Source organism: Flavobacterium psychraquaticum, assembly GCF_034497725.1.
Taxonomy (GTDB): domain Bacteria; phylum Bacteroidota; class Bacteroidia; order Flavobacteriales; family Flavobacteriaceae; genus Flavobacterium; species Flavobacterium psychraquaticum.
On the sequence record NZ_JAXKVR010000027.1, the window covers coordinates 157,986 to 182,762 of the forward strand.

The window sequence follows — 24,777 nt, forward strand, 5'->3', positions numbered from 1 at the left end:
CCTTTTTTTTATAGTAAAAATAACGATAATGATAAATTTAAAATGATTTTCAACGCTGTTTTATTTCAATATAATTTATTAAATTTACATTGAAAAAAAATGTTATAATTGATTGATTTTTTATTCGTCTATTAATTTGATCGGATAATTCTAGTACTTCGTTCGGAATTTAACACAAAATACGTTGCTAAAAGGGAAACTATAAATAAAAGTACTATGAGTCCTTATAAATCAAACATCTACGTAATTACCGTTGAAAACTTGGAGTCAGATTTCAAAAAAAATCCTCTTGATATATCTCTTAACGAAAAAATCGAAACTACATTAGCTATTATCTCTTTGGCGCAAGCTGCACCTGCTACTCCTAATTGTTCAAAAGTACTCAATGATTTAAAAGTGAGAGTTTTACTTTTACAGTCGGAATTTTTCAGTAAAATATAATCTAAAAATTTGTTGTCTACATCAATTAATCGTTTTCAGTTTTAAATAATTTATTTTGTAGTACTTTTATCAAGTAGCATTAAAAAAAAGAATTTAAATTTCTTAATTTTTTTCAATCCTAAAATCCACTAAAACTTTCACATTAAGTGAATAATTGAGCTTCTATTTATTTACAGCTGAAATCTTCTTTTTCTTTCGATTATAACGGGTATTCGAGAAATTTTTTCTTATTCAATACACTTCAAATAATCCATAAAATAGGTCGATGGACTTGAGGTGGTTCCTAAGGTTTCCGATACTAAACTAGATTTCAAAACGTAATCTTTGGTTTCTGAGCCAAATTGAATACGCATTAGCGAAACTGAACTTTCCTTAAATTGTTCGTAATTAGTTTTAGTAAAATAAAAGTAACCCGATAAAATTCTTAAATTATTTTTCTCGGCACTATCATAGTTTAAGTCACTGCAAGTTTCTTCAAATGCATTAATCAGCGTGATGAATTTGCCATTATCAAGTTGTACAACGATTTTTGAATTTTTACTCAAACAACTGGTAGGAATAAAATCTTTACTTTTTTGCAATTGTTGAATGTTTAAATAAGGAATACCGTCTTCGTTTACAAGCGAAAAGAATAAAAATTCACTCGTGTTTCCAAAATTTTTTTCGTGCATTAATTTTTGTGGTATCACTTTTAATGAAGTCGTATCAGTTTTTTCGTCAATTTCATAGTCGCAACTAGTATTTTGAGCAAATGAAAATACAGGAATTAAAAAGCAAAGGGTAATTATATTTTTCATAGGAACTATATTTTTGTGCAAAGTAAAACTATTTTTTCGTTTTTTAAATTTGTGGTGAAAAAGGCAAACAATGTGCCACCATCTCGGATTTTATATTTTTTCTTAATTTCTTCAGGTTTCAAAGGGAAATTTCGAGTAGAAACATTCATTTTCTGATTTTCAATATAATTTTTTAACTCATTTTTTTGAAAAGCGATTTCTTGTATAATTTCAAATCGTCTGCCTTGAAAATCTTTTATTTCGTCCGACGTATAAAGGTGCGAATGTTGATGTAATTTATTTACCTCGAATAGCTCTGAAATAGCTTCGAAACCACCTGATTTCATAAGTGAAGCATTTGGCTCGTATAAATATTTCTTAGGCAAACTAAAAGTAGCTCGATACTCTTTAGTCAATTCAATTTTAGTACAAAATGGTATCTCTTTTTCGATGTTAACTGCGTAAATCAATGGACTTTCAAAAAAATCTTTTTGAATCAACCATAAAACTTCTTTCACTTCGTTGTCTACAGCAACGATATGGATTTCAGCTACATTTTTAAGTTCAACTAATCCAGCCTGAATGTCTAAAATTGGAGCTGTTTTGATTAAGATCTTACTAGTAAATTCATAATAAAATTCCTGTAAATAGACTACATTAGGCAAACAATCAGCTAATAAAAATACTTTTCCTTTAGCATCGCTTCGTCTAGATGGATCGATATAAATGCAATCAAATTGTTGGTTTAGATTTTTTATAATGTCGGAGCTATCGCCTGCCAAGCAAGTAATAGTATCAATTTGTAATTGCTTGAAATTATGTTGAACAATTTTAGATAAATTGGTGTTAATTTCGCAATGAATTACGTTTTTAAAGCTTTTTGCAAAGTAATATGCGTCAATTCCAAACCCGCCAGTGCAATCGATTAAATTAATGCCTGAAACCAAAGAAGCTTTGTATTTTGCTGCAATTTCAGAGGAAGTTTGTTCAATTGAAATTTTTTCGGCATATATAATATTAGCTGTCAAAAACCAAGTGGGTAGTTTGTCTTTCGCCTTTTTTTTAGATGCAATTTGATGGAGAATATCTGTATAATTAACTTCTGGAAACGGATTTTTCTTTAAAGCTAACTTTGTAGTATCGGAAGTAAGGTTTTCATCAATAAACTCCTGAATATCAATATGAAGTAACTTATTAATTTCCAAAGCTATAAATTTTTTGTAAGTGCTTTAATAATTTTATTTTCCGGAAAAAATTCTTTTCCAATTACTTTCAGAGACGTATATAAAGGAACTGCGATGATCATTCCTACAATCCCAAATAATATTCCTGACACTAAAATCACCAAGAAAATTTCTAATGGATGTGAATTGGTGCTTTTTGAAAAAATTAGTGGTCCACTAAAATTATTATCGATTAATTGAACGCCAAACATTCCGATTAAAACATAAATTGTAGTTGGAAGCGTTTCGGAACTAAAATCAGCTCCCGAACCAATACTTCCAATCATAATTAAAACTCCCGCTAAAACTGTCGCAATTAGTGGACCTATGTAAGGAACAATATTTAGAACTGCACACAAAAGTGCTATTATAAAAGCATTTTCTACGCCAAAAATTAAAAACACTACGCAATATAACACTAGGATAATGAAGAGTTGCATTAACAATCCCAGAAAATATTTAGAAAGCATTTCATTAATTTTTACTAGCGAATTTATTATTTTTTCTTTTTTATCTTCGGGTAACAATTTTTTCACACCTGTAGAGAAGGAGTTACGTTCTTTCAATAAGAAAAAAGTTATAAAGAGAACTGATGCCAGCCCCATTCCAATATTTCCAACAGTATTAAATATGCCGTTGATGAAATTTGGAATAAAATGAAAATTTGAAAATGAAGTTAAATTCGAATTTTCAAATAATTCACTGCTGCTCAAATTATGTGATGCTAAATAATTTTCGATTGAATTTAATAATTGGTTATAATTATTTTCTAATGCTTTAATATCTAATAGTGAGAGATTTTGTCCTTGCGAAATTATTAAAGGAACAAAAAGCATAATAAATCCAGCAATGAATAAAGTAACTAAAAATAAAGTTACAATTACAGCTACCGTATTATTAAATTTTAATTTTCTTCGTAAGAGATGAACTAAGGGATACAGCAATAGTGTAAAAACTGCAGAAAGTACAAGATAAATTATTACGGCAGAAATTTGATGTAAAAAATACAAAAGTATAAGAACTCCAACTAAAATAGCTACAGTTTGCAAAAGGCCTTTAGATAATTCTTTAGAAGTCATTTTTTTAAGTTTTTGCTAAAATAAAAAAAAACTCGCCAATTTAGCGAGTTTTAATATCTAAATTAATTTATTTAGATTATCTAAATGATTTTCTAGGACCAGTTGTACTAAATATAGCAGCCATTCTAGAAACTTGTCCGCTAGAGAACATATACATTCCTCTATCATCTGTGTAATCCATATAGTTCATAAACATTTCAAGAGGCTGACCAGAACAAGTACTTCTGTGACCAACGGCAGGAACGCCTGAATTTGCTGCGTTGTGAGTAGGCGTATCTGAAACTAAATCAGATCCACAGTTAGCATCTCCCCAAATGTGTCTTAAATTCATCCAGTGACCAATTTCGTGTGTTGCTGTTCTACCTTTGTTGAAAGGAGCAGCAGCAGTTCCGTTTGTACCTGTATATTTTGAATCTACAACAACACCGTCAGTCGCCGAAGCGCCACCTGGAAATTGAGCATAACCTAAAATTCCACCACCAATAGTACAAACCCAATAATTTAATTTGGTTGTAGGTGAAGAAGCGGCAATTCCACCAGATGCAGTTTTTTTCATTCCATCACTCGTTCCCCAAGTTGTTTTTGTTGTTGATTTTCTTACAATATTATCCAATACGAATCTCACATTAATTGATCCTCTTACATTGTTGTAAGGATTGCTTGAGTTATAATCTGCGTTTGTTCCCTGAAAATCGGCATTCAATACATCTATTTGGGACTGCAATTGTGCTTGAGAAATATTTTCTGCTGTAGTTCTGTATAAAACATTAAATACAACAGGAATTTCTAAGACACCATTTACAATTCTGTTAGTTAAAATTGCTTCTTGGGTAATAGCTTCAATTTCAGCCATTTTTTGGGCCAATAATGGGTTTTCACGAAGTTGTCTTTCGTGCACATCTTGAGATGCACAACCTCTGTGAAGAACTGCTGCTACTGGTTTTTCTGTGTCAGAATTTGTAGTTTCATCATTACTACAAGAAAATAAAAGCATTAAAGAAAATGCTGATAAAATGATTTTTTTCATAATTAGTTAAATTATAGTGTTGGTTAATAACTCGACAATATTATGATAAAAAATATGAATAAAAAAAATATTAATTCAAAAAAATACGAAATATTTAATTTTTAAAGCTAAATACCAGTAAATCCTCAGTAATTATATTTTACTTTTTAGTTGTTAAAAACATAATTTAAAATATTAGCACCCATTTTTAGTGCTTTTTCTCTGATAGGTAACATATCGTTGTGAACCTCAGGATCTTCCCATCCGTCGCCCAAATCTGTTTCATAGGTATAAAGTAAAACAATTCTGCCTTCAATGAAAATTCCAAAAGCTTGTGGTCTCTGATTATCATGTTCGTGAATTTTTGGCAATCCAGCAGGAAAAGGAAAAGGTTCTTGAAAAATAATATGACTTGTAGGGATTTCAGTCAATGGGTTATCTGGAAATAATTTTTTAATTTCTTTTCTAACATATTGATCCATTCCATAATTGTCGTCAATATGTAAAAAACCACCTGAAGATAAATAATTTCTAAGGTTGACGACATCATTTGCACTAAAAACTACATTTCCGTGTCCAGTCATATGTACAAAAGGGTAATTTACAATCTCAGAACTTCCCACTTCAACCGTAGTTATTTTTGTGTTTAAAGTTGTGTTGATATTTTGATTACAGAATTTTACTAAATTAGGTAATGAAGTTGGATTTGCATACCAATCGCCACCGCCACCATATTTACCAAGGGCAATTTCTTGGGCAAAGCCCAATTTTATAAAAAGTAAAATCCCGATGAAAAATAATTTATTCATTCAATAATGCGATTGTATGGCAAGCCACTAAGGCAGCAGTTTCAGTTCGTAATCTTGTGTTTCCCAAAGTTACAGGAATAAATTGATTAGCAATCGCTAAATTGATTTCTTTTGTTGAAAAATCGCCTTCTGGACCAATTAAAATTGTAATTTTTTCATTTTTTGAAACTTCTTTCTGCAATGATTTCCGATCCGTTTCTTCGCAATGTGCAATGAATTTTTGTCCCTCTAATTGTTTTTTTACGAATTCAGATAAGGTGATAGGCTCATTAATTTTCGGCAAATAAAAATGCAATGATTGTTTCATTGCAGCTTGAATAATTTTTTCCGCACGATCAATTTTAAAGACTTTTCGTTCCGAATGATCACAGATAATAGGTGTAATTTCTTGAATTCCTATTTCCGTAGCTTTTTCTAAAAACCATTCGATTCGTTCATTCATTTTTGTTGGAGCAACTGCAATATGCGTATAAAATGAATTGGGTTGATGAAATATTTCTTTCGTAATTTTTACTTCACATTTCTTCTCAGAAGATAAGATTACTACTGATTCAAACAAATAACCTAAACCGTTTGTAATAAATATATTATCCCCTTCTTTTTTACGTAAAACTTTAACAATGTGTTTGCTTTCTTCTTTGTCAAAAATGAAAGTAGTTTCGCCTTGCTTTATTTCGGAATTATAGAATAATTGCATAATTTAAAATTCAATTCTTGCTTTAGAAACAACAGCAGCTTCACTGAAATTTCCTTCTAAAAAGTTATAATAGCCAACAATCCCAATCATTGCAGCGTTATCTGTTGTGTATTCAAATTTTGGAATGTAAGTTTTCCAACCATATTTACTTTCAGCTTCTTTTAATGTGGTTCGAATACCTGAATTTGCCGAAACACCTCCGCCAATTGCAATTTTATTTATACCCGTTTCCGCAACTGCTAATTTTAATTTATCCATTAATATTTGGATAATGGTGTGCTGAATTGATGCACAAATATCCGCTTTATTTTCTTCAATAAAATTTGGATTTAAAGCAACATTTTTTTGAATAAAGTATAAGATTTGGGTTTTTAAACCACTAAAACTAAAATCCAATCCGGGCATTTTTGGTTTGGTAAATGGAAAAGCTTTCGGATTACCTTGTTGTGCAAATTTATCAACTAATGGACCACCAGGATAAGGAAGACCTAGTATTTTTGCACTTTTATCAAATGCTTCGCCAACAGCATCGTCTGTAGTTTGCCCAATGATTTCCATTTCAAAAAAGCTTGAAACTTTTACAATTTGGGTATGACCACCAGAAATTGTTAATGCGATGAATGGGAATGTCGGTTTTTCATAGCCTTCTTCGGCAATAAAATGAGCTAATATGTGTGCTTTCATATGGTTTATTGCAATTAAAGGAATGTTTAACGCCATACTCATTGATTTTGCAAAAGAACCACCCACTAATAACGAACCCATCAACCCGGGACCTTGCGTAAAAGCGATACAATCTAAATCTTCTTTTTTAATCCCCGCTTTTTTAAGAGCAACATCTACAACCGGAACAATATTTTGTTGATGCGCTCGTGAAGCTAACTCAGGAACTACTCCGCCATATTCCTCATGAATCGCTTGACGTGCTACAATATTTGATAAAACGATGTCATTGCAAAGTACCGAAGCAGACGTATCATCGCACGAACTTTCTATTGCTAAAGTATATATTTTTTTTTCAGTCATAATTAGGCATAAAATTTGCTCAAAAGATATTGCTAATATCGTACAAAAATCCTTATTTTTGTTCGGTTGCACGCATTTTATTAATCTTGTGCAAATTTAAAACAAAAGATCATATCAAAAAATTTAAAAAAATACTATTTCGTTCCATAATTGGATTATTATTGTTACTACTCTTTTTAGGGCTTCTTTTATCGTTACCTTCTGTTCAAAGTTATTTAGGAAAATATGTTACAGAGCAGCTAAATAAAGCATTTGGAACTAATATCACTATTGATAAAATTGCAATAACTCCATTTGGAAGCGTCAAACTTGGTGATGTTTTGGTATTAGATCATCATCATGATACGTTACTATATGTTAAAAAATTAAATACTTCTATTCTAAGTTTTTCAAAAATTTATAATTCAGGACATCCTTATTTGAAAGACGTAATTATGCACGGTTTAGATGTTAGAATCGTCAATTATAAAGGAGAAAAGCATACTAATTTAGATCTTTTTATTGAAGCTTTTGATGACGGTTCGCCCTCTTCAGGTAAGTTTAGAATGAAAGCAAACAAAATGACTATTAATAATAGTCGTTTTCAATACATAGATTATAACTTGAATACGCCAAAAATGTTAGATTTTACGAATTTGAATGGCGTGATTGAAGATTTTTTTATAAAAGGTGCTACTGTCACAACATTCATTGACGCAATTTCATTTCACGATCACAGAGGTTTAGATGTAAAACATATGACTACAGATTTCACTTATACCAAGCGAAATATTCTGTTAGACAAATTGGAAATGTTGACTCTAAATTCTGAAATGAAAGGAAAAGTAGAACTAAAATATGAGAGAAAAGATTTTTCAGATTTCAATAATAAAGTAGTTTTTGATGTTCAGTTTGACAAAGCTTCACTTGCTTCAAACGATCTAAACTTCTTTTACAATGAATTTGGCAAAAACAATCATTTTTATATCGATACGCATTTGGTGGGAACACTAAATAATTTTACGACGCATAATTTGAAATTGGTTGATAAATATCAATCGGAAATTATAGGAACAATTAATTTTAAAAATCTTTTTGGTAAAGGCAATCAAAAGTTTTATATGAAAGGAAACTTAGATCGCGTAAGTTCCAATTATGAAAATTTAAAAGGGATTTTGCCCAATATTCTAGGTAAAAGTCTGCCTTCGGTTTTGGATAAATTTGGAGATGTAATATTATCAGGAGACGTTGAATTAACTCAGAAATACATTATTGCGAAAGTTAATTTGTTATCTGTTTTAGGATTAGTAGATGGAGATTTAGCCATTCAAAACATAGACAATATTGACAATGCGTTTTATAAAGGAAATATTAAACTTAATGATTTTGATTTAGGAACTTTGCTTTCGGAAAAAGAATTAGGTAAAACCACTTTAGATTTAGATGTTGATGGTAAAGGTTTTACCCAAAAGCTATTAAATACTTTTATTGTTGGTTCAATTGATAAATTTTATTATAACGGTTATACTTATCAAAACATTACAGTAGATGGAAGTATGAAAATGCCATACTACAAAGGGTATTTCAATAGTAATGATCCGAATTTAAGGATGGATTTCGATGGCGTTATTGATTTAAGTAAACGAGCAAATAACTACGATTTCAAAGCCCAAATTGATTATGCGGATTTGTATATCTTGAATTTCTATAAAAAAGATTCGCTCTCGATTTTTAAAGGTAACATCAATTTTAAAGCAAACGGAAATTCTATCGATAATTTAGTTGGAAAATTAGAAATTAAAGATGTTTCCTACCAAAATACGAAGGATTATTATTTCTTTGACGATTTTGAAATCAATTCTACTTTTGACCTCAATAATGTAAGAACAGTTACTATAAATTCTCCAGATATTATAAGCGGTGAAATTGTTGGAAAATACAAAGTAAAAGAAGTTCAGAAAATAGTAGAAAATGCTCTAGGAAGTTTATACGCCAATTATTCTCCCAATAAATTAGCACCAGATCAATTTTTAAATTTCGATTTTACAATTTATGATAAAATTGTAGAAGTCTTTATTCCTGACGTTTCTATTTCTGAAAACACCCGATTGAAAGGTAAAATTAATGCCGATGAAGGAAAATTTGAGTTAGATTTCTCTTCACCCATTATTGATGCTTTTGATAATCATATTGAAAATGTGAAAGTAGACATTGACAACAAAAACCCGCTTTATAATGCTTACATTTCAGTAGATACTATTCATACAAAAAATTATAAAATTGCCGATTTTAATTTAATTAATGTAACGGTTAACGACACTTTATTCGTTCGTTCAGAGTTTAAAGGTGGTTCAAAAAGTCAAGATAGTTATGATTTAAACTTGTATCATACCATCGACCAAGAAAAACAATCTGTAATTGGATTTAAGAAATCCGAAGTTGCTTTTAAAGATTATACTTGGTTCATTAATGAAAATGAAACTAACGATAATAAAATCGTTTTTGATAAATTATTGAAAAACTTCGATTTCCAAAAAATTAGCCTATCGCACAACAATCAAAAAATGGATTTTTATGGAAAAATGCGAGATTCTACCTTTAAAGATTTGCATTTAACGTTTGAAGATATTGACTTAGATAAAGTAACGCCTAGTTTAGATAGTTTGTCCTTTGGTGGAAACCTTAACGGAACGCTCCAATATAAGCAAGATAGAGATATTTACGATCCTACTGCTGATATTAAAATCGATAAGCTAGAAGTTAATAAAATTTTATTAGGAGATTTGAATTTTAGCGTAAAAGGAAATGAAAAATTTAACCAGTTCAGCATCAAATCAGCAATTGAGCAAGAAGGTAAGGAACACTTCTTTTTAAATGGTGATGTAAATTTTGTAGGAGAACAGTCAAGTTTAGAATTGGAAGCGGGATTTGAAAAATTCAATATTGCACCTTTCGGACCATTAATTGGGAATGTACTTTCAAACGTTCGAGGAAATGCCACAGGAAGAGCCACGGTTAGAGGTTCCTTGTCAAACCCTGAAGTAGACGGACGACTCTATTTAAACGATGCAGGAATGCGAGTTCCGTATTTAAACGTAGATTATGCCTTCGAAAAAAATTCGATAGTAGATTTGACAGAACATCAATTTAGTTTTAGAAAAATTGAAGTAACTGATACAAAATATAGTACCAAAGGAATTTTAGATGGAAGCATTAGGCACGAAAAATTCAGTAATTGGCAGTTAAATTTACGTCTAGATTCCAATAATATTTTGGCTTTAGATACTGAAGATACTGAAGATGCTTATTATTACGGAACAGCTTTTATGAATGGTGGCGCAAGTATCACAGGATCAATAAATGCACTTAATATAAAAGTTGCAGGAGAATCTGAAAAAGGAACATTCATAAAAATTCCGGTGAACAATAGTGAGAGTATTGGCGATAATTCTTTCATAAAGTTTATGACTCAAGACGAGTATAAAAAGATTAAGGAAGGAAACGTTGTCGAAACTAACAAATATCAAGGAATTGAATTAGAATTAGATTTTAATATTGATCAAGATGCAAATATTGAAATTATTTTAGATCGTTCTTCGGGCCATGCAATGAAAGGTTCAGGATATGGTTCCATTTTAATCGAAATTAATACATTGGGAAAATTCTTGATGACTGGCGATTTCCAAATTGTAGAAGGAGATTACAACTTTAAGTATGGAGGTCTAATCGACAAAAAGTTTAAAGTTGAAAAAGGTGGAACTATTCGTTGGGAAGGCGACCCTATGGGCGCTATTTTAGACTTAGTAGCGACGTATAAGACCACCGCAAATCCAGGAGTTTTGTTAGAAAGCGCTTCTTTTAACAAGAAAGTAGATACAAATGTGTCCATCTTATTAAATGGTAATCTAAGAAACCCAGAACCCGATTTCAATATTGATTTTCCAAATGTGAGTTCGGTATTAAAAAGTGAGATTGATTATAAATTACAAGATAAAGATGCACGACAAGCACAAGCATTTGCATTGTTAGCAACAGGTTCCTTTGTTACTTCAGAAACAGCAGGAAATGCAGCTTACGGGCCTTTATTTGAACGGGCAAATTCCATTATTAATGGATTGTTTGCCGATGAAGATAGTAAGTTGCAATTGGGTGTAGATTATTCGCAAGGAGATCGTTTGAATGAAATTGCAGATCGTGTGGGTGTAACTTTAAGTACCCAAATCAATAATAGAATTTCAATAAATGGAAAAGTAGGAGTGCCGGTTGGTGGAGTTACCGAATCTGTAATTGTTGGAAATGTGGAAATTCTAATTCAACTGAATGAAGACGGAAGTTTAAATGCACACGTATTTAATCGTGAAAACGACATTAATTATATTGGTGAAGGAATTGGCTATACGCAAGGTTTGGGATTGACGTATAATGTAGAATTTGATACTTTTAAAGAAATGCTTCTTAAGATTTTCAATAAAAAGAAATTAAATGAATCGTCAAATTCTACTACAGATCTTCCAGATTCAGATTTACCACCAGAATTTTTAAATTACATTAACGAAAGAAAACAAAAGAAATCGGAAATCATCAGAAAAGAACCAGATAATGTTCCTGAAGAAGATTAATTTTTAGTTTTTAAACAGAATTCAAAAGTTATTGTCGAAAAAGATACAAATTATTGCTAAGCCTAAATAGTTAGCAAAAATCATCTTGTTTTCATTTTTCATTTCATAACTTTACATAAACAAAGAATATTTTATATGACTTCAAAGATTAAAAAAATAGGCGTTTTAACTTCTGGTGGCGACGCTCCCGGAATGAACGCTGCTATTCGTTCTGTTGTTAGAACTTGCGCTTATCATAAAATAGAATGCGTGGGAATTTATAGAGGTTACCAAGGTTTGATTGAAGGTGATTTTAAAGAAATGGGACCTCGTTCTGTAAATAATATAATTAATAAAGGCGGCACAATTTTAAAATCGGCACGCTCTGCTGATTTCCGCACGAGTGAAGGTCGTAAAAAAGCACATGAATACCTTGTAGCGGCAGCAATAGATGCACTTATTGTAATTGGCGGAGATGGAAGTTTTTCGGGTGCGGAAGTTTTTAGTTCTGAATTTAAATTTCCAGTGATGGGAATTCCTGGAACTATTGATAATGATATTTTTGGAACCAGCCATACTTTAGGCTTTGATACGGCTTTAAACACTGTGATTGATTGTATTGATAAAATTAGAGATACGGCGAGTTCGCACAATCGTTTATTTCTTGTCGAAGTAATGGGAAGAGACGCCGGTCATATCGCATTAAACGCAGGAATTGGAGCAGGAGCGGAAGAAATTTTAATTCCTGAAGAAGATTTAGGTTTAGAACGTTTGTTAGAATCGCTTGAAAAAAGTAAAGCTTCTGGCAAATCTTCAAGCATTGTTGTAATTGCTGAAGGGGATAAAATCGGTAAAACCGTATTTGAATTGAAAGATTATATCGAAGAAAATTTACCTGAATATGATATAAGAGTATCAGTTTTAGGTCATATGCAACGTGGTGGTTCGCCTTCTTGTTTCGATCGTGTTTTAGCGAGTAGACTTGGAGTGAAAGCTGTAGAGTCACTATTGGAAGGAAACTCTAACTTTATGGTGGGAATTTTGAATGATAAAGTTGCCTTAACACCTTTGCAACAAGCAATAAAAGGGCATACTCAAATTGACAAAGAATTATTACGCGTTTCAGATATTATGTCTACTTAAAAGTAATAATTCTTTAAAAAGGATATAGAGAAAATAAATATAAACGGCAGAAGCGGGTGCTATCTGCCAAAAAGTAAAAAAAATGTCAAAAGTAAAATTAGGAATTAACGGTTTCGGAAGAATCGGAAGATTAGTATTAAGAGAAACATTAAACAGAGACAATGTAGAAGTTGTAGCAATTAATGATTTATTAGCGGTAGATCATTTGGCTTATATGCTAAAATATGATTCAGTTCACGGTCGTTTTGCTGGAAAAGTAGAAGTAAAAGACGGAAAATTATACGTAAACGATCGCTATATAAGAGTAACGGCAGAAAGAGATCCAAAATTAATTAATTGGGATGATACCGAAATTGATACAGATATTGTGGCAGAATGTACTGGAATTTTCACCACTTTAGAATCAGCTCAAGCTCATATTGATGGTGGTGCTAAAAAAGTTGTAATTTCCTCTCCTTCGGCAGATGCTCCAATGTTTGTAATGGGAGTAAATCACACAACCGCAAAAGCTTCGGATAAAATTGTTTCAAACGCTTCTTGTACTACAAATTGCTTAGCACCTTTAGCTAAAGTGATTCACGATAATTTTGAAATTGTCGAAGGTTTAATGACTACAATTCACGCCGTTACTGCAACCCAACTAACGGTTGACGGACCTTCTAAAAAAGATTTCCGTGGTGGTCGTTCGGCTTTACTAAATATGATTCCTTCCTCAACAGGAGCTGCAAAAGCAGTTGGAAAAGTAATTCCAGCATTAAACGGAAAACTTACTGGAATGTCAATGCGTGTTCCTACAGCAGATGTTTCTTGTGTAGATTTAACTGTAAAAGTAGCTAAGGAAACAACTTATAGTGAAATTATGGCAGTGTTGAAAAAAGCTTCCGAAAATGAATTGCAAGGCATTTTAGGTTACACCGAAGACGACGTAGTTTCACAAGATTTCATATCAGATTCACGAACTTCAATTGTCGATGTAAAAGCCGGAATTGGTTTGAATTCTACGTTCTTCAAAATTATCGCTTGGTATGATAATGAATATGGTTATTCTTGTAAATTAATCGATTTATCAGTGCATATCGCTGGTTTAAAATAATATTGTTTAATTAAAATCCCGTTACATTCGTGTGCGGGATTTTTTGCTCTATAACAAACAAAAACTAAATGAAATTACTTGTCGATAGTGGTTCTACAAAAGCCGATTGGATTGCAATAGATGCGAATGGAAAGGTACTTTTTACTACGCAAACATTAGGGTTAAATCCAGAAGTGTTAGATACAACAGAAATAATCAAGCGTTTAGACGCGAAATTTGATATTCTACATAATAAAGACAAAGCAACGAACTTATTTTTTTACGGAGCTGGTTGTGGCACAGATCGAATGAAAAATTATCTTACTGAAGTTTTTCAAAACTATTTCACAAACGCGAAAGTTGTGGTGCACGAAGATACTTATGCAGCCGTTTATGCGACCACACCAAAAAATGAAAAAGCAATTATATGCATTTTAGGAACAGGTTCAAATTGCAGTTATTTTGATGGTAAAGTATTGCATCAAAAAGTACAATCTTTAGGTTATATTGCTATGGATGATTGTTCGGGAAATCGTTTTGGTCGTCATTTAATTAGAGGTTATTATTTTAAAGAAATGCCTGAAGATTTAGCTGCTAAATTTGAAAAAGAATTCGATTTAGATGCCGATGTGATTAAGCAAAATTTATACAAAGAACCCAATCCAAACGCTTATTTAGCTAAATTTGCTAAGTTTTTAATTCAGCACAAAGACCATCCGTTTTGCAAGAAATATATTGATGAAGAAATGGAAGCTTTTGTGACTTATTATATCGAACAGTTTGAAAATTGCAAAGAAGTTCCAGTTCATTTCATTGGTTCAATTGCTTTCTATTTAAAAGATGAATTAACGGAAGTTTTGTCGAAAAGAGGCATTCATATTGGAAACGTTTTACGAAGACCAATTGATGGTTTAATTGCCTATCACATTTTAAATTAATAATTATTTTATCTTAATTACGAATACCAATTTATGGAAGTAGCAATTATAGCACACGACGGAAAAAAAGCAGATATGGTTCAGTTTTTAAATAAAAATAAAGCCATTTTGCTAAAAGAAAATATTAAAATTGTTGCCACCGGAACAACTGGCGGTAGAGCAGAAGCAGCCGGATTTAAAGTAAAGAAAATGTTGTCTGGTCCGCAAGGTGGCGATGCCCAAATTGCTGCTCGAGTTGCGATAGGAAAAACGAAAATGGTTATCTTTTTTAAAGATCCAAATTCGAGTCACGCACACGAAGTTGACATCAATATGTTAATTAGAATTTGCGATGTTCATAATGTGCCGTTAGCTACGAATGAAGCTACTGCACAATTACTTTTGTTGGGATTAGAAGATTAATTTCGATAGATTAGTTCAATTTTAATATAAGAATTTCTTATCGTCATTTTAATCCAAAAAGCAAATATTTGCGTAAATTTGAGAAAACACTAAGCTATGAAAATTGTAATATCACCCGCTAAATCTTTAAACTACGAAAGTAAGTTACCAGTTGCAAATTATTCAGAGTCCGTATTTATGAAGAGATCGGAAACGATTCAGAAGACTTTGAAAAAGAAACAACCGAAGGAATTAATGGAGTTAATGCATATTTCCGAAAAATTAGCCGATTTGAATTGGAAACGCAACCAAGATTGGACGCTTCCGTTTACAAAGGAGAATGCTAGACCAGCAGTTTATGCATTTGATGGCGATGTATATTCAGGTTTAGATGCCTATTCTTTGTCGGCTGAAAAAGTAGCTGTTTTACAAGATAAATTGAGAATTCTTTCGGGTTTGTATGGGATTTTAAAACCATTGGATCTAATGCAACCTTATCGTTTGGAAATGGGAACAAAAATGGAAATTGGGAAGGATAAAAACTTGTACGAATTTTGGAAAAAAACGATCACAGATTCCTTTAACAAAGAAATGAAAGATGATGAATTGTTCGTCAATTTAGCTAGTAATGAATACTTCAGTGCAGTGGATACTAAAACGTTAAAAGTGCCCGTTATTACGCCAGAATTTAAAGATTACAAAGATGGAAAACTAAAAATAATTAGTTTCTATGCTAAAAAAGCAAGAGGTTTAATGGTGCGTTATATTATTGACAAAAATGCAGAAACTATAGAAGATTTAAAAGGATTCAATTATGATGGTTACGCTTTTGATGCAAATTTGAGTAAAGGAAATTCGTTAGTTTTTACGCGATAGATTTCGAATAATAATATAATTTAATATGGAGCAAAATTGATGTGAAAATAAGTACGAGCAAACCTGAATACATTATAGTTTTCAATATTGCTACACTTGCTCTGTCACCATTAAAAGAGAAGGTTTGAAAATTAAAAGAATTTAAAGAAGGAATAAAATAGGTTAGTAGATAAAACGTTAAAACAAGTAGAGTATTTGGGATGAAATGTTGTTGCTTGTTATGTTTTGCGATCCGGTAAATGTAAGAAATCATCCAAATCGGAAAAATAATTACATTTATAATTGTCCAAAGTAGTATTAATATTTCCTGATTAGTCCTAAACATAAATTCAGTAAAATAATTCACTAAAACAATGAAAAAAGTGATTGCAAAAATTATTAGATAGTTTTTTTTAAGCATTTTAAATTTTTTATACCCTAGATTTTTATTTTAAATTTAGTTGACCTTCAAATACTATTTTCGCGTCACTTACCACTTCAAGCTCGTTATCGCTAATAATTTTAAGTTGCATTGATCCGCCACGTTTGGAAGCTTGAAAAGCAATCATTTCTTTTTTATTTAAAATCGTGCTCCAATATTTGGCTAAAACGGAATGCGATGACCCTGTGACTGGATCTTCATCAATTCCAATCCACGAACAAAAGCAACGCGAGTAGAAATCGTATTTCGAATCGTCTGACTTTGCAGTAATGATAACGGCTTTATAACTTTTTGAAGTATTTGCTAAGTTCACGAAATTTGGTTGGATACTTAATAATATTTCTTTATCAGCTACTTCAATAACAACCATATCCATTTTTTCTGCATATTTTGTTGCAATAGGATTGGTAATTCCCAAAGCTATGTACAAATCTTCATTCGGAAGATAATCCACAGTTTCATACAAAGGAAAATTCATCTTAATATTTTCACCAGCACTTTTCGCACTAATTTTTAAATTGTGAAATGTTGTAAAGTTAACTGTTGAATTTCCCATTTGGTGTAAAATAACTTTGGCAGAAGCTAATGTGGCGTGTCCGCAGAAATCGATAGGAACTGTTGGCGTAAAATAACGAATTGAATAGTCATTTTCGTTATTTTCTGACTTCCTTATAAATGCCGTTTCTGATAAGTTGAGTTCGCCCGCAATGGATTGCATCGTTTCAACCGAAATATCATTTTCTACAATACAAACTCCCGCTGGATTTCCTTTAAAAGCTTCCGTTGTAAAAGCGTCAATTATATATGTTTTCATTAGTTGAATTTGAATTTTATAACTTATCTATTTCTATTCATTACACTTTTAATCGCTCTAAAAACATAATATAAACGTGCTTCTTTAAGACCTGAGCCAAATGAAATTCTTTTCTTTCCTTCCAGCACTATAGCACGACCTTGACTTCCCGGATAACGCAAATTAGGCTGACTTTCTTTTATTGTGAAAACGTCGCTCCATAAAAAATGTTTTGTTTTACCGATACTTCCAATTCCTGTGAATATTTTTCCTCCCTTATTGTTCAACGTTATTTCGACTTTTCCCCAAATAGCCATTAGTGTTAATGACTAAAATAGAAGCGAACCTAATATAAACGGAATTCCAAAAAGAGATATTAATAAATTAAATTCACCATTTTTAATTTGTGAGCCATAAATTCCGCCTAATGAACCTCCCGACCAAACTAGCATAAAAGGAACTAGAAAAAATGCTATTGGTGAGCGTGTTGATGCACCAATAATAGTTTCATTGAATTCGGTTTTAAACCAAGTTCCATCTGGATTGTTGCTTATACTAAAGCTTTTATCGTTAGGATCTTCAATGTTCTCTGATATTTTAAATATATTTTTACATTTAATACATTGAGCGATATCAGATTGAATGTTAATGTTTTCTGTCTGAATTTCTGAACTACATTGTGGACAATTCATTGTTTTATATCTATTTTGTTGGATTCCAATTTATCTGCTGTAATAATTCGGTTTGTAAACGAATTAATAGTCAATCTAATTTTTTTTTTGTGATTGGAAATATAAATATTTTTTCCGATTTTAATGAATTCTGAAGGAAAAGTTTCTTTAATAATTGCCAAAATTAATTCTTCAATTGCATCATTCGAAAGTGATAAATTCAATTTCTTATTAATTCTTCCGTAAACCAAATCGGTATAACAAATTTTGTTTAAAATTACTTCTTTAAAATTATTCATATTTAGCTTCTGCTTGTATTTTGGAACTTAAATATTATTATTTTTTGATACATCTTCCTCTAGGTTTATCGCCTTGGTGCAATACAATTTCGGAATGAAGAAATTCTGCTGCAGCTGCTGAATCTTTTACTTTTATTTCGCTTCGTGCCAACATTTCAGCTTCGAAATCCGCTAATACGCTCGCTCTTAATCCTGCTGTTTTCCAATTTGATTGCGTTTGACAACCTTTTGAAATGGCTCTTGCTAAAGCCAAAGCGTCTAACAAAGCTTGATTAGCACCTTGACCTTTAAATGGACTCATTGGATGTGACGCATCGCCAATTAATGTCACATTTTTAGCATTTTTAAAATCTTCTGGCTTTAAAACTTCTCGATCATAAACCGGATATCCAGAAATTTGAGCTTCCAACGTAGCTTCTAAAATTTGTGGAATAGGAGCGTGCCATTGCGTTCTTCGACAAGCTTCTTCTTTTAATGCTTTCGGACCTTTGGCACTTAAATCTTTAGCCTCTTCTTCAGCCATTGGAAAGCTCAATTGCCACATAACCGATTCCGAATCGTAAGGCATTATGTAAATGCGTTCTTTACCATTTGCGGTCTGAAAAACTGTAGCAGAATCTAGTAAATCAGTTGTAATATTCTCGAGTTTATTCAAAGGACAAATTCCCAAAATCACGATGCAATCCAAATAACGCAAAGGCGAAAATTCGGCACCAAATAGCAATTTTCGGACGGTACTTCGAATTCCGTCTGCTCCAACTACAAGATCGGCTTTGGCTTTTGTGATTTTTCCATCGACCTGAAAACTTAGCCTGATGCTTTTATCTTCAGATACTTCAAAATCTACTAATTGATGATTCCACTGAATGGAATTGTGTAAGCCAAGTTCATCGAGCAATGCCAAACGTAAAGCTTGTCGTGCAATATGAATATTAGTGCGTTTAGGATTCGTTTTTATTTCGGACGGCAACCATTTTCTGATTCCCCATTCGCCAATCACTTCACCATCAGTTTTATGCACTAAATGTCTGGTGGAAATTACGCCTTTATCTAACGAAAAAATTCCTAAGCCTTCAATAGCTTTACTCGCTTGTTGTAAAGTAAGTCCGTAACCTTGCGATCGCTCGTCAAAACTACTATCGCGTTCATATATTGTGAAGGGAATTCCACGATGCAAACAAGCAACAGCTAAAGCAACACCGCCAATTCCGCCACCAATAATTGCAAGGTGCGGAAAATTCTCATTATCGATTATAGGTTTTATAGCAGAAGAAACCAATCCCGAACCCGAACAATTTAAACAAGAAGATAAATGTCCAGAAGGTCGAATTGGTGCGATTCCTTCGGATTTTGATGCTTCATATTCAGCTAATTTCCTTTGGTAATTTTGTCGTACTTTCTTTTGAAGGCGTTGTTTTTTTTTGCCCGTTCCTTTACATTCGGGACAAATTATCCAGCTAAATTCGTCGTTCTTTACGTTATTCACCTCTTATCTATTTATACTAATCGCTAAAATTAATGGTGCATCAAAAGTAAAGTTTTGATTTTACTTATTGAGTATAAACCTATTCAAAAGAAGTAAATTCTGGTATTAAATATATTTTGTTATTCGCTCAACTCGGCTTGCCAATAATAAAATGTTTTAGTTTCGCCCGTATCTAATTTAAAATCGTGAGAAATTTTAATAATTCCTGAGATTTTAAAATCAACTTTTTTCTTAAGTAGTGGACCATCATAAGCTAAAGAGTGATATTCACCATTTTCACCACAAATGTCCAAATCTTTTGGATAGGAATGTATGAAATCTTCATCAATAATTTTCCCGATATAATTACGATCTAGTTTAGAAGCATCGGTCACTATAATTTTAGTTTTAATTCCCGAAAGCAGAAATTCGTCCATTATTTCGCTTGAAGTTTTATCCCAAAGTGGTTCGATGACTTCAATTCCTAGCGGATTTAATTTACTTTCGCGATACGCTTTTACATCGGACAGAAATATATCGCCAAAAATAAAACTGCTAACATTTTCCTTTTTAAAATGAGTTACAACTTCAGCCATTTTTTCATCATAATTCTTTAAATCTTTCGAAAACGTGAAAGTAACTAATGGAATTCCAATACTTTCAGCTTGTTTCTGTAAGATTTCCAAAGGAATGGAATGCATCGAAGACTTTTGAGTTTCTTCATTTATGGTGGTGAGAAGTGCAATTACTTCGTACTTGTTTTCCTCTAAAATTTTATGAAGTGCTAAAGCCGAATCTTTTCCGCCACTCCAATTGAATACTGCTTTTTTTCGAGTCATTTAACTTTATATAAAACCATATTGGTAACATTCTGAAAGAACAAATTTACTTTAAATTAATTGTTTGCGTTTAAAAAATAATTTTCTAAACAAAAATTGTTTTTTAACAACAGCTATTCGTAATCAATATTTATTAAACAGCTTCTAAACGTGATAGTTGTGTAACTATTTGAAGTAATTGTATAAGACTAAAAGTGATGATATCGAGTAACTTTGAAAACATCTATTTAATATAAATGCCGAAACAATGGAAAATTATAAAGTAAACATACGATCAATCCAAAACATAACACCTGACGTTTTACGCATTGTTACCAATAAACCTGACGGATTCGATTTCACATCTGGAAAAGCCACTGAAATAGCAATCAATAAACCAGGTTGGGAATCACAAAAACGCCCTTTTACAATGACGAGTTTACCAAAAGACGATAAATTAGAATTTGTAATTAAAACATATCCGAGTCACGGAGGCGTTACAAATGAATTGTTGGAACTAAAACAAAATGACGAGTTACTTCTTGGCGATGTTTTTGGCACAATTGACTATAAAGGAGAAGGAGTTTTTATAGCTGGTGGAGCAGGAGTGACGCCATTTATTTCGATACTTCGACAATTAGAAGCAAATAAGGAAATTGGTCATAACAAATTAATATTCGCTAATAAAACTAAAGCAGATATTATTCTCGAACAAGAATTTAATAGCTTATTGGGAGACTCATTTATCAATATCTTATCTGATGAACAGCAAGAAGGTTATGCTTTCGGAAGAATTACAGAAGAATTCTTAAAAGAAAATATCCATAATATAAAACAGCATTTTTATTTGTGTGGACCACCACCGATGATAACTGCAATAGAAACTATGTTAATGGATCTAGGCATTGATGAAAATTTAATTATTAAAGAACAATATTAAAACCAAAAGCTATGGAAACTGAAAAGAAATTAAACGAATTAATTATAAATATCACCAACTGCATTCATAAAAATTATCCAGAATTAGTGGAATATATCGATGAAATGCCCATAACACTTCCAGATCAGAAACATCCGAAATTAAATGTTAGGTCTTTAACTTCTTACTACAATTCTTTAGTAAATATAGTGGAAGAATATGAGGAAAATCATAAGGAGAATGTGATGTGCGAACGTTTTGAAAAACTTTCTACTGATGAATTCACAGAATTTGACAAAAATAATTCACATCAAGAGATTTACATAAAATTGAATGATTTTAAAATATCTTACAATGATTTAGGCGAAGGAACAGTTCCACTTATATTTTTGCACGGTTTCCCATTTGATAAAACGATGTGGAGCAATCAATTAGAAGTTTTAAAAGCAAATAATCGAGTAATTGCTGTTGATATTCGTGGTTTTGGTAAGTCCGAAGATGAAATTACGCCTTTAAGTATGGAACTTTTTACGGAAGATTTAATCCTTTTTATGGAAGAATTAAATATTGAACGAGCGGTTCTTTGCGGACTTTCAATGGGAGGTTTTATAGCTTTAGATGCTGTTAAAAGATTTCCAGAATATTTTGATGCTTTGATTTTATGTGATACACAATGCATCGCTGATACTTCGGAAGTTAAAGAAAAAAGACGGGCAACTATTCAAGAAATTAAGAACGATGGCTCAAAAGCATTCAAAGAAAAATTTGTGAAAAGTGTATTTCACACCGAAACACTAACAAACAAACCTGGTTTGGTCGACGAATTAAGAAGTGTTGTAAATGCCAATTCAGATCGCGTAATTACCGCTGGATTACAAGCTTTAGCAGATCGTTCGGAGACTTGTTCGGTTTTAGAAAATATTACTGTTCCCACCTTAATTATTTGTGGAAGAGAAGACGAAGTAACGCCTTTAGCTCAATCGGAAGCAATGCATAAAAGTATTCCAAATTCAGAATTGCGAATTATTGATAATGCCGGACACGTTTCAAATCTTGAAAGTCCGGTAGAATTTAATAGTTATATAAATGAATTTCTGACAACTTTAAGTGATTCACAAACGGTTGTTCCAAATTCTGAACCCTTAAGCCCAAAAGTTTAATAAAAATATATTATTTTTAAATAAAATATCCAGCTGTAAAATAATTTATAGCTGGATATTTTTTAGTCCTTTTTTAGTTGTGACGAGAAAGCAAAGTCAATTCCGGCACATTCTTTATTCTGTTTTTTATGCACTAGAGTGTCGCTTTTTATATAAAATACTTGATTATTAAAAATTTCATACTCCATCTCTGGATCAGCTTCGCAATCGACTATGTTTTTCTTTCGAGCCATTTTTTTTCAATCTCTTCTTTCGTCTTGCATAAAGTTCCAAATTCAGTTAAATAAAAACAGTCTCTCGCAGGAATACTATTTAGAATTAATGTGTCATCTTTAACTTCCCAAGTTCCTTCGCTAATTGACCTATAAGTACAAGCACCGCTAAAATATTCGAAGGTATAATTTTGTTTAATGTTTAATTTAGATTGATAAGGATATCCTTGAATGGTGTCGTGCCAAATTTTTATAAATTTGGAAGTATCAATTTTCATTGGTTTTACTTTTTCATTACAACTTGCTACTCCTAGGCTAAGAATAAGAAGAAATATACAGTTATAGTTCATATTTATTTTTTTAATCAACTAAAGTACATAAAAAATGCTGTTTCTACTTCTTTTTACCATCACCAGTCATCGCGTGCAATAAACCTTCCTTTATATTTATCCACAGATAATTAAATACCGATTTGTTTTTAACTCGTTCAATGTCTGATTTTGAACCTTTTCTAAAATCATTTGAAACATCCTCACTGTCTTTTGAAACAAAAATATTTACGATACTTGAAAGCAATTTATTTTTCTTTTTCGTTTTTTCTTTTAAGATAATCACGTCAAAAGCATCATATTTAATTTGTAAATCAATATGCGAGGTGTCGTCAGTTCCATTTATGGTGAAATACGTTTGTTTAATTGCTCCTTCTAATTGAATATTCAAATTAGGTTCCATAAACTGATTCATACTTTCGGCATTCAATCCGCCCATTTTTGCTTTAAAAACAAAGGAATCTTGCAAGTTGTTTACATCAAAATTCCAATCCACATCAATTGGCGTGTTGTCCATAAAAATGGCTTTCACTTTGATTGCTGTAAGACTATCTTTTGCTTTATAAGTATTGCTTAAATTTTTGATTTCCGCATTTAATTTTGAAAATAAAATTTTTCCTCCCGACGTTTCTTCTTTTGTTTTTTCGGTATAAGTTATGGAAGTGTTATTTAAGAAGACATTATCTAGAGTTAAGTCAAAGCCTAAATCTCTTAACATTTTGCTATACAAAGGTTTAACACTCATGTCATCGGTTACCAATTTATTTCTATAAATCTTAAAATTAGGCTGATGAAAATCGACACGTTTGCTTTTGAAATAGAAAATTGAATCGTGTTTGAATCCAAAATTTTGATTTTTTATCGTAATGGAATCTATAGCTAAATCATAATGATCACGTTCTACTTTAATCATTTGGGTTAACGCGTGTTTTGAATATTTCGTTTTTAGCTTGACTCCAGAAAATTTAGATTGTGTTGAATTCACATCCAAACCTTCTAAAATTAAGTTTTCATATTCACCTAAACTATAAAAAGTAGCTTTTGAAGTTACTCTAAAATCAGAATAACTTACCGGATTCATTTTTTGTGAGGGATTGATTTTAATAACATCAATTTTCAAGTTTAAATTGTCCGATTTTAAAATTAAACTGTCATTTGAACCGTCATACATTGTAACAAATGCTTCTTTCAATTCGATAGATTCAATTTCTACGATTTGCTTCAACTTTTCAAATATATTGTTTGAAGAATCGTCTTTAGGAGTTTCATTTTTATAATAAGTTATTTTTGCTTGATTAAAAATGATGTCATCAACCGAAATTTTATCTTTTAACAGGTAATTGAAATAACTAAAACCTGCTACAGAAAATTTTTCCAAAACTACTGTAGCTGTTAACTTTTTAGTCTTTTCTTCGTAAACTGAAATCGTAGGTTTACTCACTTCCACATTACCGCTTAAAGCGTTCACAGCAATCGCTTCATATTGAATTTTGAAATGTTCAGGAGCTTCGCTTATTTGCTTTTTAAGTTTATTTTCTATAAAATAATTGAGACCCAACAGTCCTAAAAATAGAACCACTGCAATACCAATTATTATAAGGACTATTTTTTTTGTTTTTTTGTTCATATTTTAAAGATATTTTTCG

24 protein-coding genes are annotated in these 24,777 nt (G+C 31.6%); 9 read left to right on the forward strand and 15 right to left on the reverse strand.

Annotated features, from left to right (window positions below):
* Positions 1-216 precede the first annotated feature (216 nt).
* On the forward strand, positions 217-441 hold the full coding sequence (locus T1L09_RS06730; protein ID WP_322550188.1) for a hypothetical protein: 225 nt from the start codon (positions 217-219) through the stop codon (positions 439-441).
* 227 nt (positions 442-668) lie between these two features.
* Here the strand turns inward: T1L09_RS06730 and T1L09_RS06735 are convergent, their stop codons facing one another.
* The 7 genes from T1L09_RS06735 to tsaD all read right to left on the reverse strand — a co-directional run bounded on the left by T1L09_RS06735 (position 669) and on the right by tsaD (position 7,057).
* Positions 669-1,238, reverse strand: coding sequence for a hypothetical protein (locus T1L09_RS06735; protein WP_322550189.1), 570 nt, complete (start codon positions 1,236-1,238; stop codon positions 669-671).
* Between the two features lie 5 nt (positions 1,239-1,243).
* Positions 1,244-2,422 (reverse strand): class I SAM-dependent methyltransferase, encoded by a 1,179-nt coding sequence (locus T1L09_RS06740; protein WP_322550190.1) that lies wholly within the window; start codon positions 2,420-2,422, stop codon positions 1,244-1,246.
* Between the two features lie 2 nt (positions 2,423-2,424).
* Complete coding sequence (locus T1L09_RS06745; RefSeq protein WP_322550191.1) at positions 2,425-3,519, reverse strand: AI-2E family transporter; 1,095 nt, start codon at positions 3,517-3,519, stop codon at positions 2,425-2,427.
* Positions 3,520-3,595: 76 nt separating this feature from the next.
* A complete protein-coding gene (locus tag T1L09_RS06750; RefSeq protein ID WP_322550192.1) occupies positions 3,596-4,546 on the reverse strand; it encodes a zinc metalloprotease in 951 nt (316 codons plus the stop codon).
* Positions 4,547-4,692: 146 nt separating this feature from the next.
* Positions 4,693-5,334 (reverse strand): DUF4159 domain-containing protein, encoded by a 642-nt coding sequence (locus T1L09_RS06755; protein WP_322550193.1) that lies wholly within the window; start codon positions 5,332-5,334, stop codon positions 4,693-4,695.
* Positions 5,327-6,031 (reverse strand): 16S rRNA (uracil(1498)-N(3))-methyltransferase, encoded by a 705-nt coding sequence (locus tag T1L09_RS06760; protein WP_322550194.1) that lies wholly within the window; start codon positions 6,029-6,031, stop codon positions 5,327-5,329. The genes T1L09_RS06755 and T1L09_RS06760 overlap by 8 nt, the downstream gene beginning before the upstream one ends.
* A 3-nt stretch (positions 6,032-6,034) precedes the next feature.
* Positions 6,035-7,057, reverse strand: coding sequence for a tRNA (adenosine(37)-N6)-threonylcarbamoyltransferase complex transferase subunit TsaD (tsaD, locus tag T1L09_RS06765; protein ID WP_322550195.1), 1,023 nt, complete (start codon positions 7,055-7,057; stop codon positions 6,035-6,037).
* Positions 7,058-7,218: 161 nt separating this feature from the next.
* On the opposite strand from tsaD, the gene T1L09_RS06770 reads away from it, so the two are divergent.
* From T1L09_RS06770 to yaaA, 6 genes are all read left to right on the forward strand, one after another.
* On the forward strand, positions 7,219-11,655 hold the full coding sequence (locus tag T1L09_RS06770; RefSeq protein WP_322550196.1) for a translocation/assembly module TamB domain-containing protein: 4,437 nt from the start codon (positions 7,219-7,221) through the stop codon (positions 11,653-11,655).
* 135 nt (positions 11,656-11,790) lie between these two features.
* Positions 11,791-12,777, forward strand: coding sequence for a 6-phosphofructokinase (gene pfkA / locus T1L09_RS06775; protein ID WP_322550197.1), 987 nt, complete (start codon positions 11,791-11,793; stop codon positions 12,775-12,777).
* Between the two features lie 82 nt (positions 12,778-12,859).
* The gene (gene gap, locus T1L09_RS06780) at positions 12,860-13,870 is read left to right on the forward strand and encodes a type I glyceraldehyde-3-phosphate dehydrogenase (RefSeq protein WP_322550198.1); all 1,011 of its coding nucleotides are present in this window, start codon (positions 12,860-12,862) and stop codon (positions 13,868-13,870) included.
* 68 nt (positions 13,871-13,938) lie between these two features.
* Positions 13,939-14,787 carry an N-acetylglucosamine kinase gene (locus T1L09_RS06785; RefSeq protein WP_322550199.1) on the forward strand — a complete coding sequence of 283 codons (849 nt, stop codon included), beginning with the start codon at positions 13,939-13,941 and terminating at the stop codon, positions 14,785-14,787.
* A gap of 33 nt (positions 14,788-14,820) precedes the next feature.
* Positions 14,821-15,189, forward strand: coding sequence for a methylglyoxal synthase (locus T1L09_RS06790; protein ID WP_322550200.1), 369 nt, complete (start codon positions 14,821-14,823; stop codon positions 15,187-15,189).
* A 96-nt stretch (positions 15,190-15,285) separates the two neighbouring features.
* Entirely contained in the window at positions 15,286-16,044 is a 759-nt protein-coding gene (yaaA, locus tag T1L09_RS06795) for a peroxide stress protein YaaA (protein WP_322550201.1), read from the forward strand.
* 425 nt (positions 16,045-16,469) lie between these two features.
* Here yaaA and T1L09_RS06800 read toward each other — a convergent pair whose 3' ends face one another.
* The 6 genes from T1L09_RS06800 to T1L09_RS06825 all read right to left on the reverse strand — a co-directional run bounded on the left by T1L09_RS06800 (position 16,470) and on the right by T1L09_RS06825 (position 20,532).
* Positions 16,470-17,279, reverse strand: coding sequence for a PhzF family phenazine biosynthesis protein (locus T1L09_RS06800; protein WP_322550202.1), 810 nt, complete (start codon positions 17,277-17,279; stop codon positions 16,470-16,472).
* Between the two features lie 23 nt (positions 17,280-17,302).
* Entirely contained in the window at positions 17,303-17,575 is a 273-nt protein-coding gene (locus T1L09_RS06805) for a hypothetical protein (RefSeq protein WP_322550203.1), read from the reverse strand.
* Between the two features lie 12 nt (positions 17,576-17,587).
* A complete protein-coding gene (locus T1L09_RS06810; RefSeq protein ID WP_322550204.1) occupies positions 17,588-17,950 on the reverse strand; it encodes a hypothetical protein in 363 nt (120 codons plus the stop codon).
* Positions 17,947-18,228 carry a DUF3781 domain-containing protein gene (locus tag T1L09_RS06815; protein WP_322550205.1) on the reverse strand — a complete coding sequence of 94 codons (282 nt, stop codon included), beginning with the start codon at positions 18,226-18,228 and terminating at the stop codon, positions 17,947-17,949. Before T1L09_RS06815 ends, T1L09_RS06810 begins: the two co-directional genes overlap by 4 nt.
* Before the next feature lie 37 nt (positions 18,229-18,265).
* Complete coding sequence (locus T1L09_RS06820) at positions 18,266-19,714, reverse strand: FAD-dependent oxidoreductase (protein ID WP_322550206.1); 1,449 nt, start codon at positions 19,712-19,714, stop codon at positions 18,266-18,268.
* Between the two features lie 119 nt (positions 19,715-19,833).
* Positions 19,834-20,532: a Dph6-related ATP pyrophosphatase gene (locus T1L09_RS06825; RefSeq protein ID WP_322550207.1), complete on the reverse strand. Its 699-nt coding sequence runs from the start codon at positions 20,530-20,532 to the stop codon at positions 19,834-19,836.
* Positions 20,533-20,779: 247 nt separating this feature from the next.
* On the opposite strand from T1L09_RS06825, the gene T1L09_RS06830 reads away from it, so the two are divergent.
* Both T1L09_RS06830 and T1L09_RS06835 read left to right on the forward strand, forming a co-directional pair.
* The gene (locus T1L09_RS06830; protein ID WP_322550208.1) at positions 20,780-21,451 is read left to right on the forward strand and encodes a ferredoxin reductase domain-containing protein; all 672 of its coding nucleotides are present in this window, start codon (positions 20,780-20,782) and stop codon (positions 21,449-21,451) included.
* Positions 21,452-21,462: 11 nt separating this feature from the next.
* Positions 21,463-22,590, forward strand: coding sequence for an alpha/beta fold hydrolase (locus T1L09_RS06835; protein ID WP_322550209.1), 1,128 nt, complete (start codon positions 21,463-21,465; stop codon positions 22,588-22,590).
* Positions 22,591-22,801: 211 nt separating this feature from the next.
* Here the strand turns inward: T1L09_RS06835 and T1L09_RS06840 are convergent, their stop codons facing one another.
* Both T1L09_RS06840 and T1L09_RS06845 read right to left on the reverse strand, forming a co-directional pair.
* Positions 22,802-23,152 carry a hypothetical protein gene (locus T1L09_RS06840; protein ID WP_322550210.1) on the reverse strand — a complete coding sequence of 117 codons (351 nt, stop codon included), beginning with the start codon at positions 23,150-23,152 and terminating at the stop codon, positions 22,802-22,804.
* A gap of 43 nt (positions 23,153-23,195) precedes the next feature.
* Positions 23,196-24,758 carry a hypothetical protein gene (locus T1L09_RS06845; protein WP_322550211.1) on the reverse strand — a complete coding sequence of 521 codons (1,563 nt, stop codon included), beginning with the start codon at positions 24,756-24,758 and terminating at the stop codon, positions 23,196-23,198.
* Between the last annotated feature and the right edge of the window lie 19 nt (positions 24,759-24,777).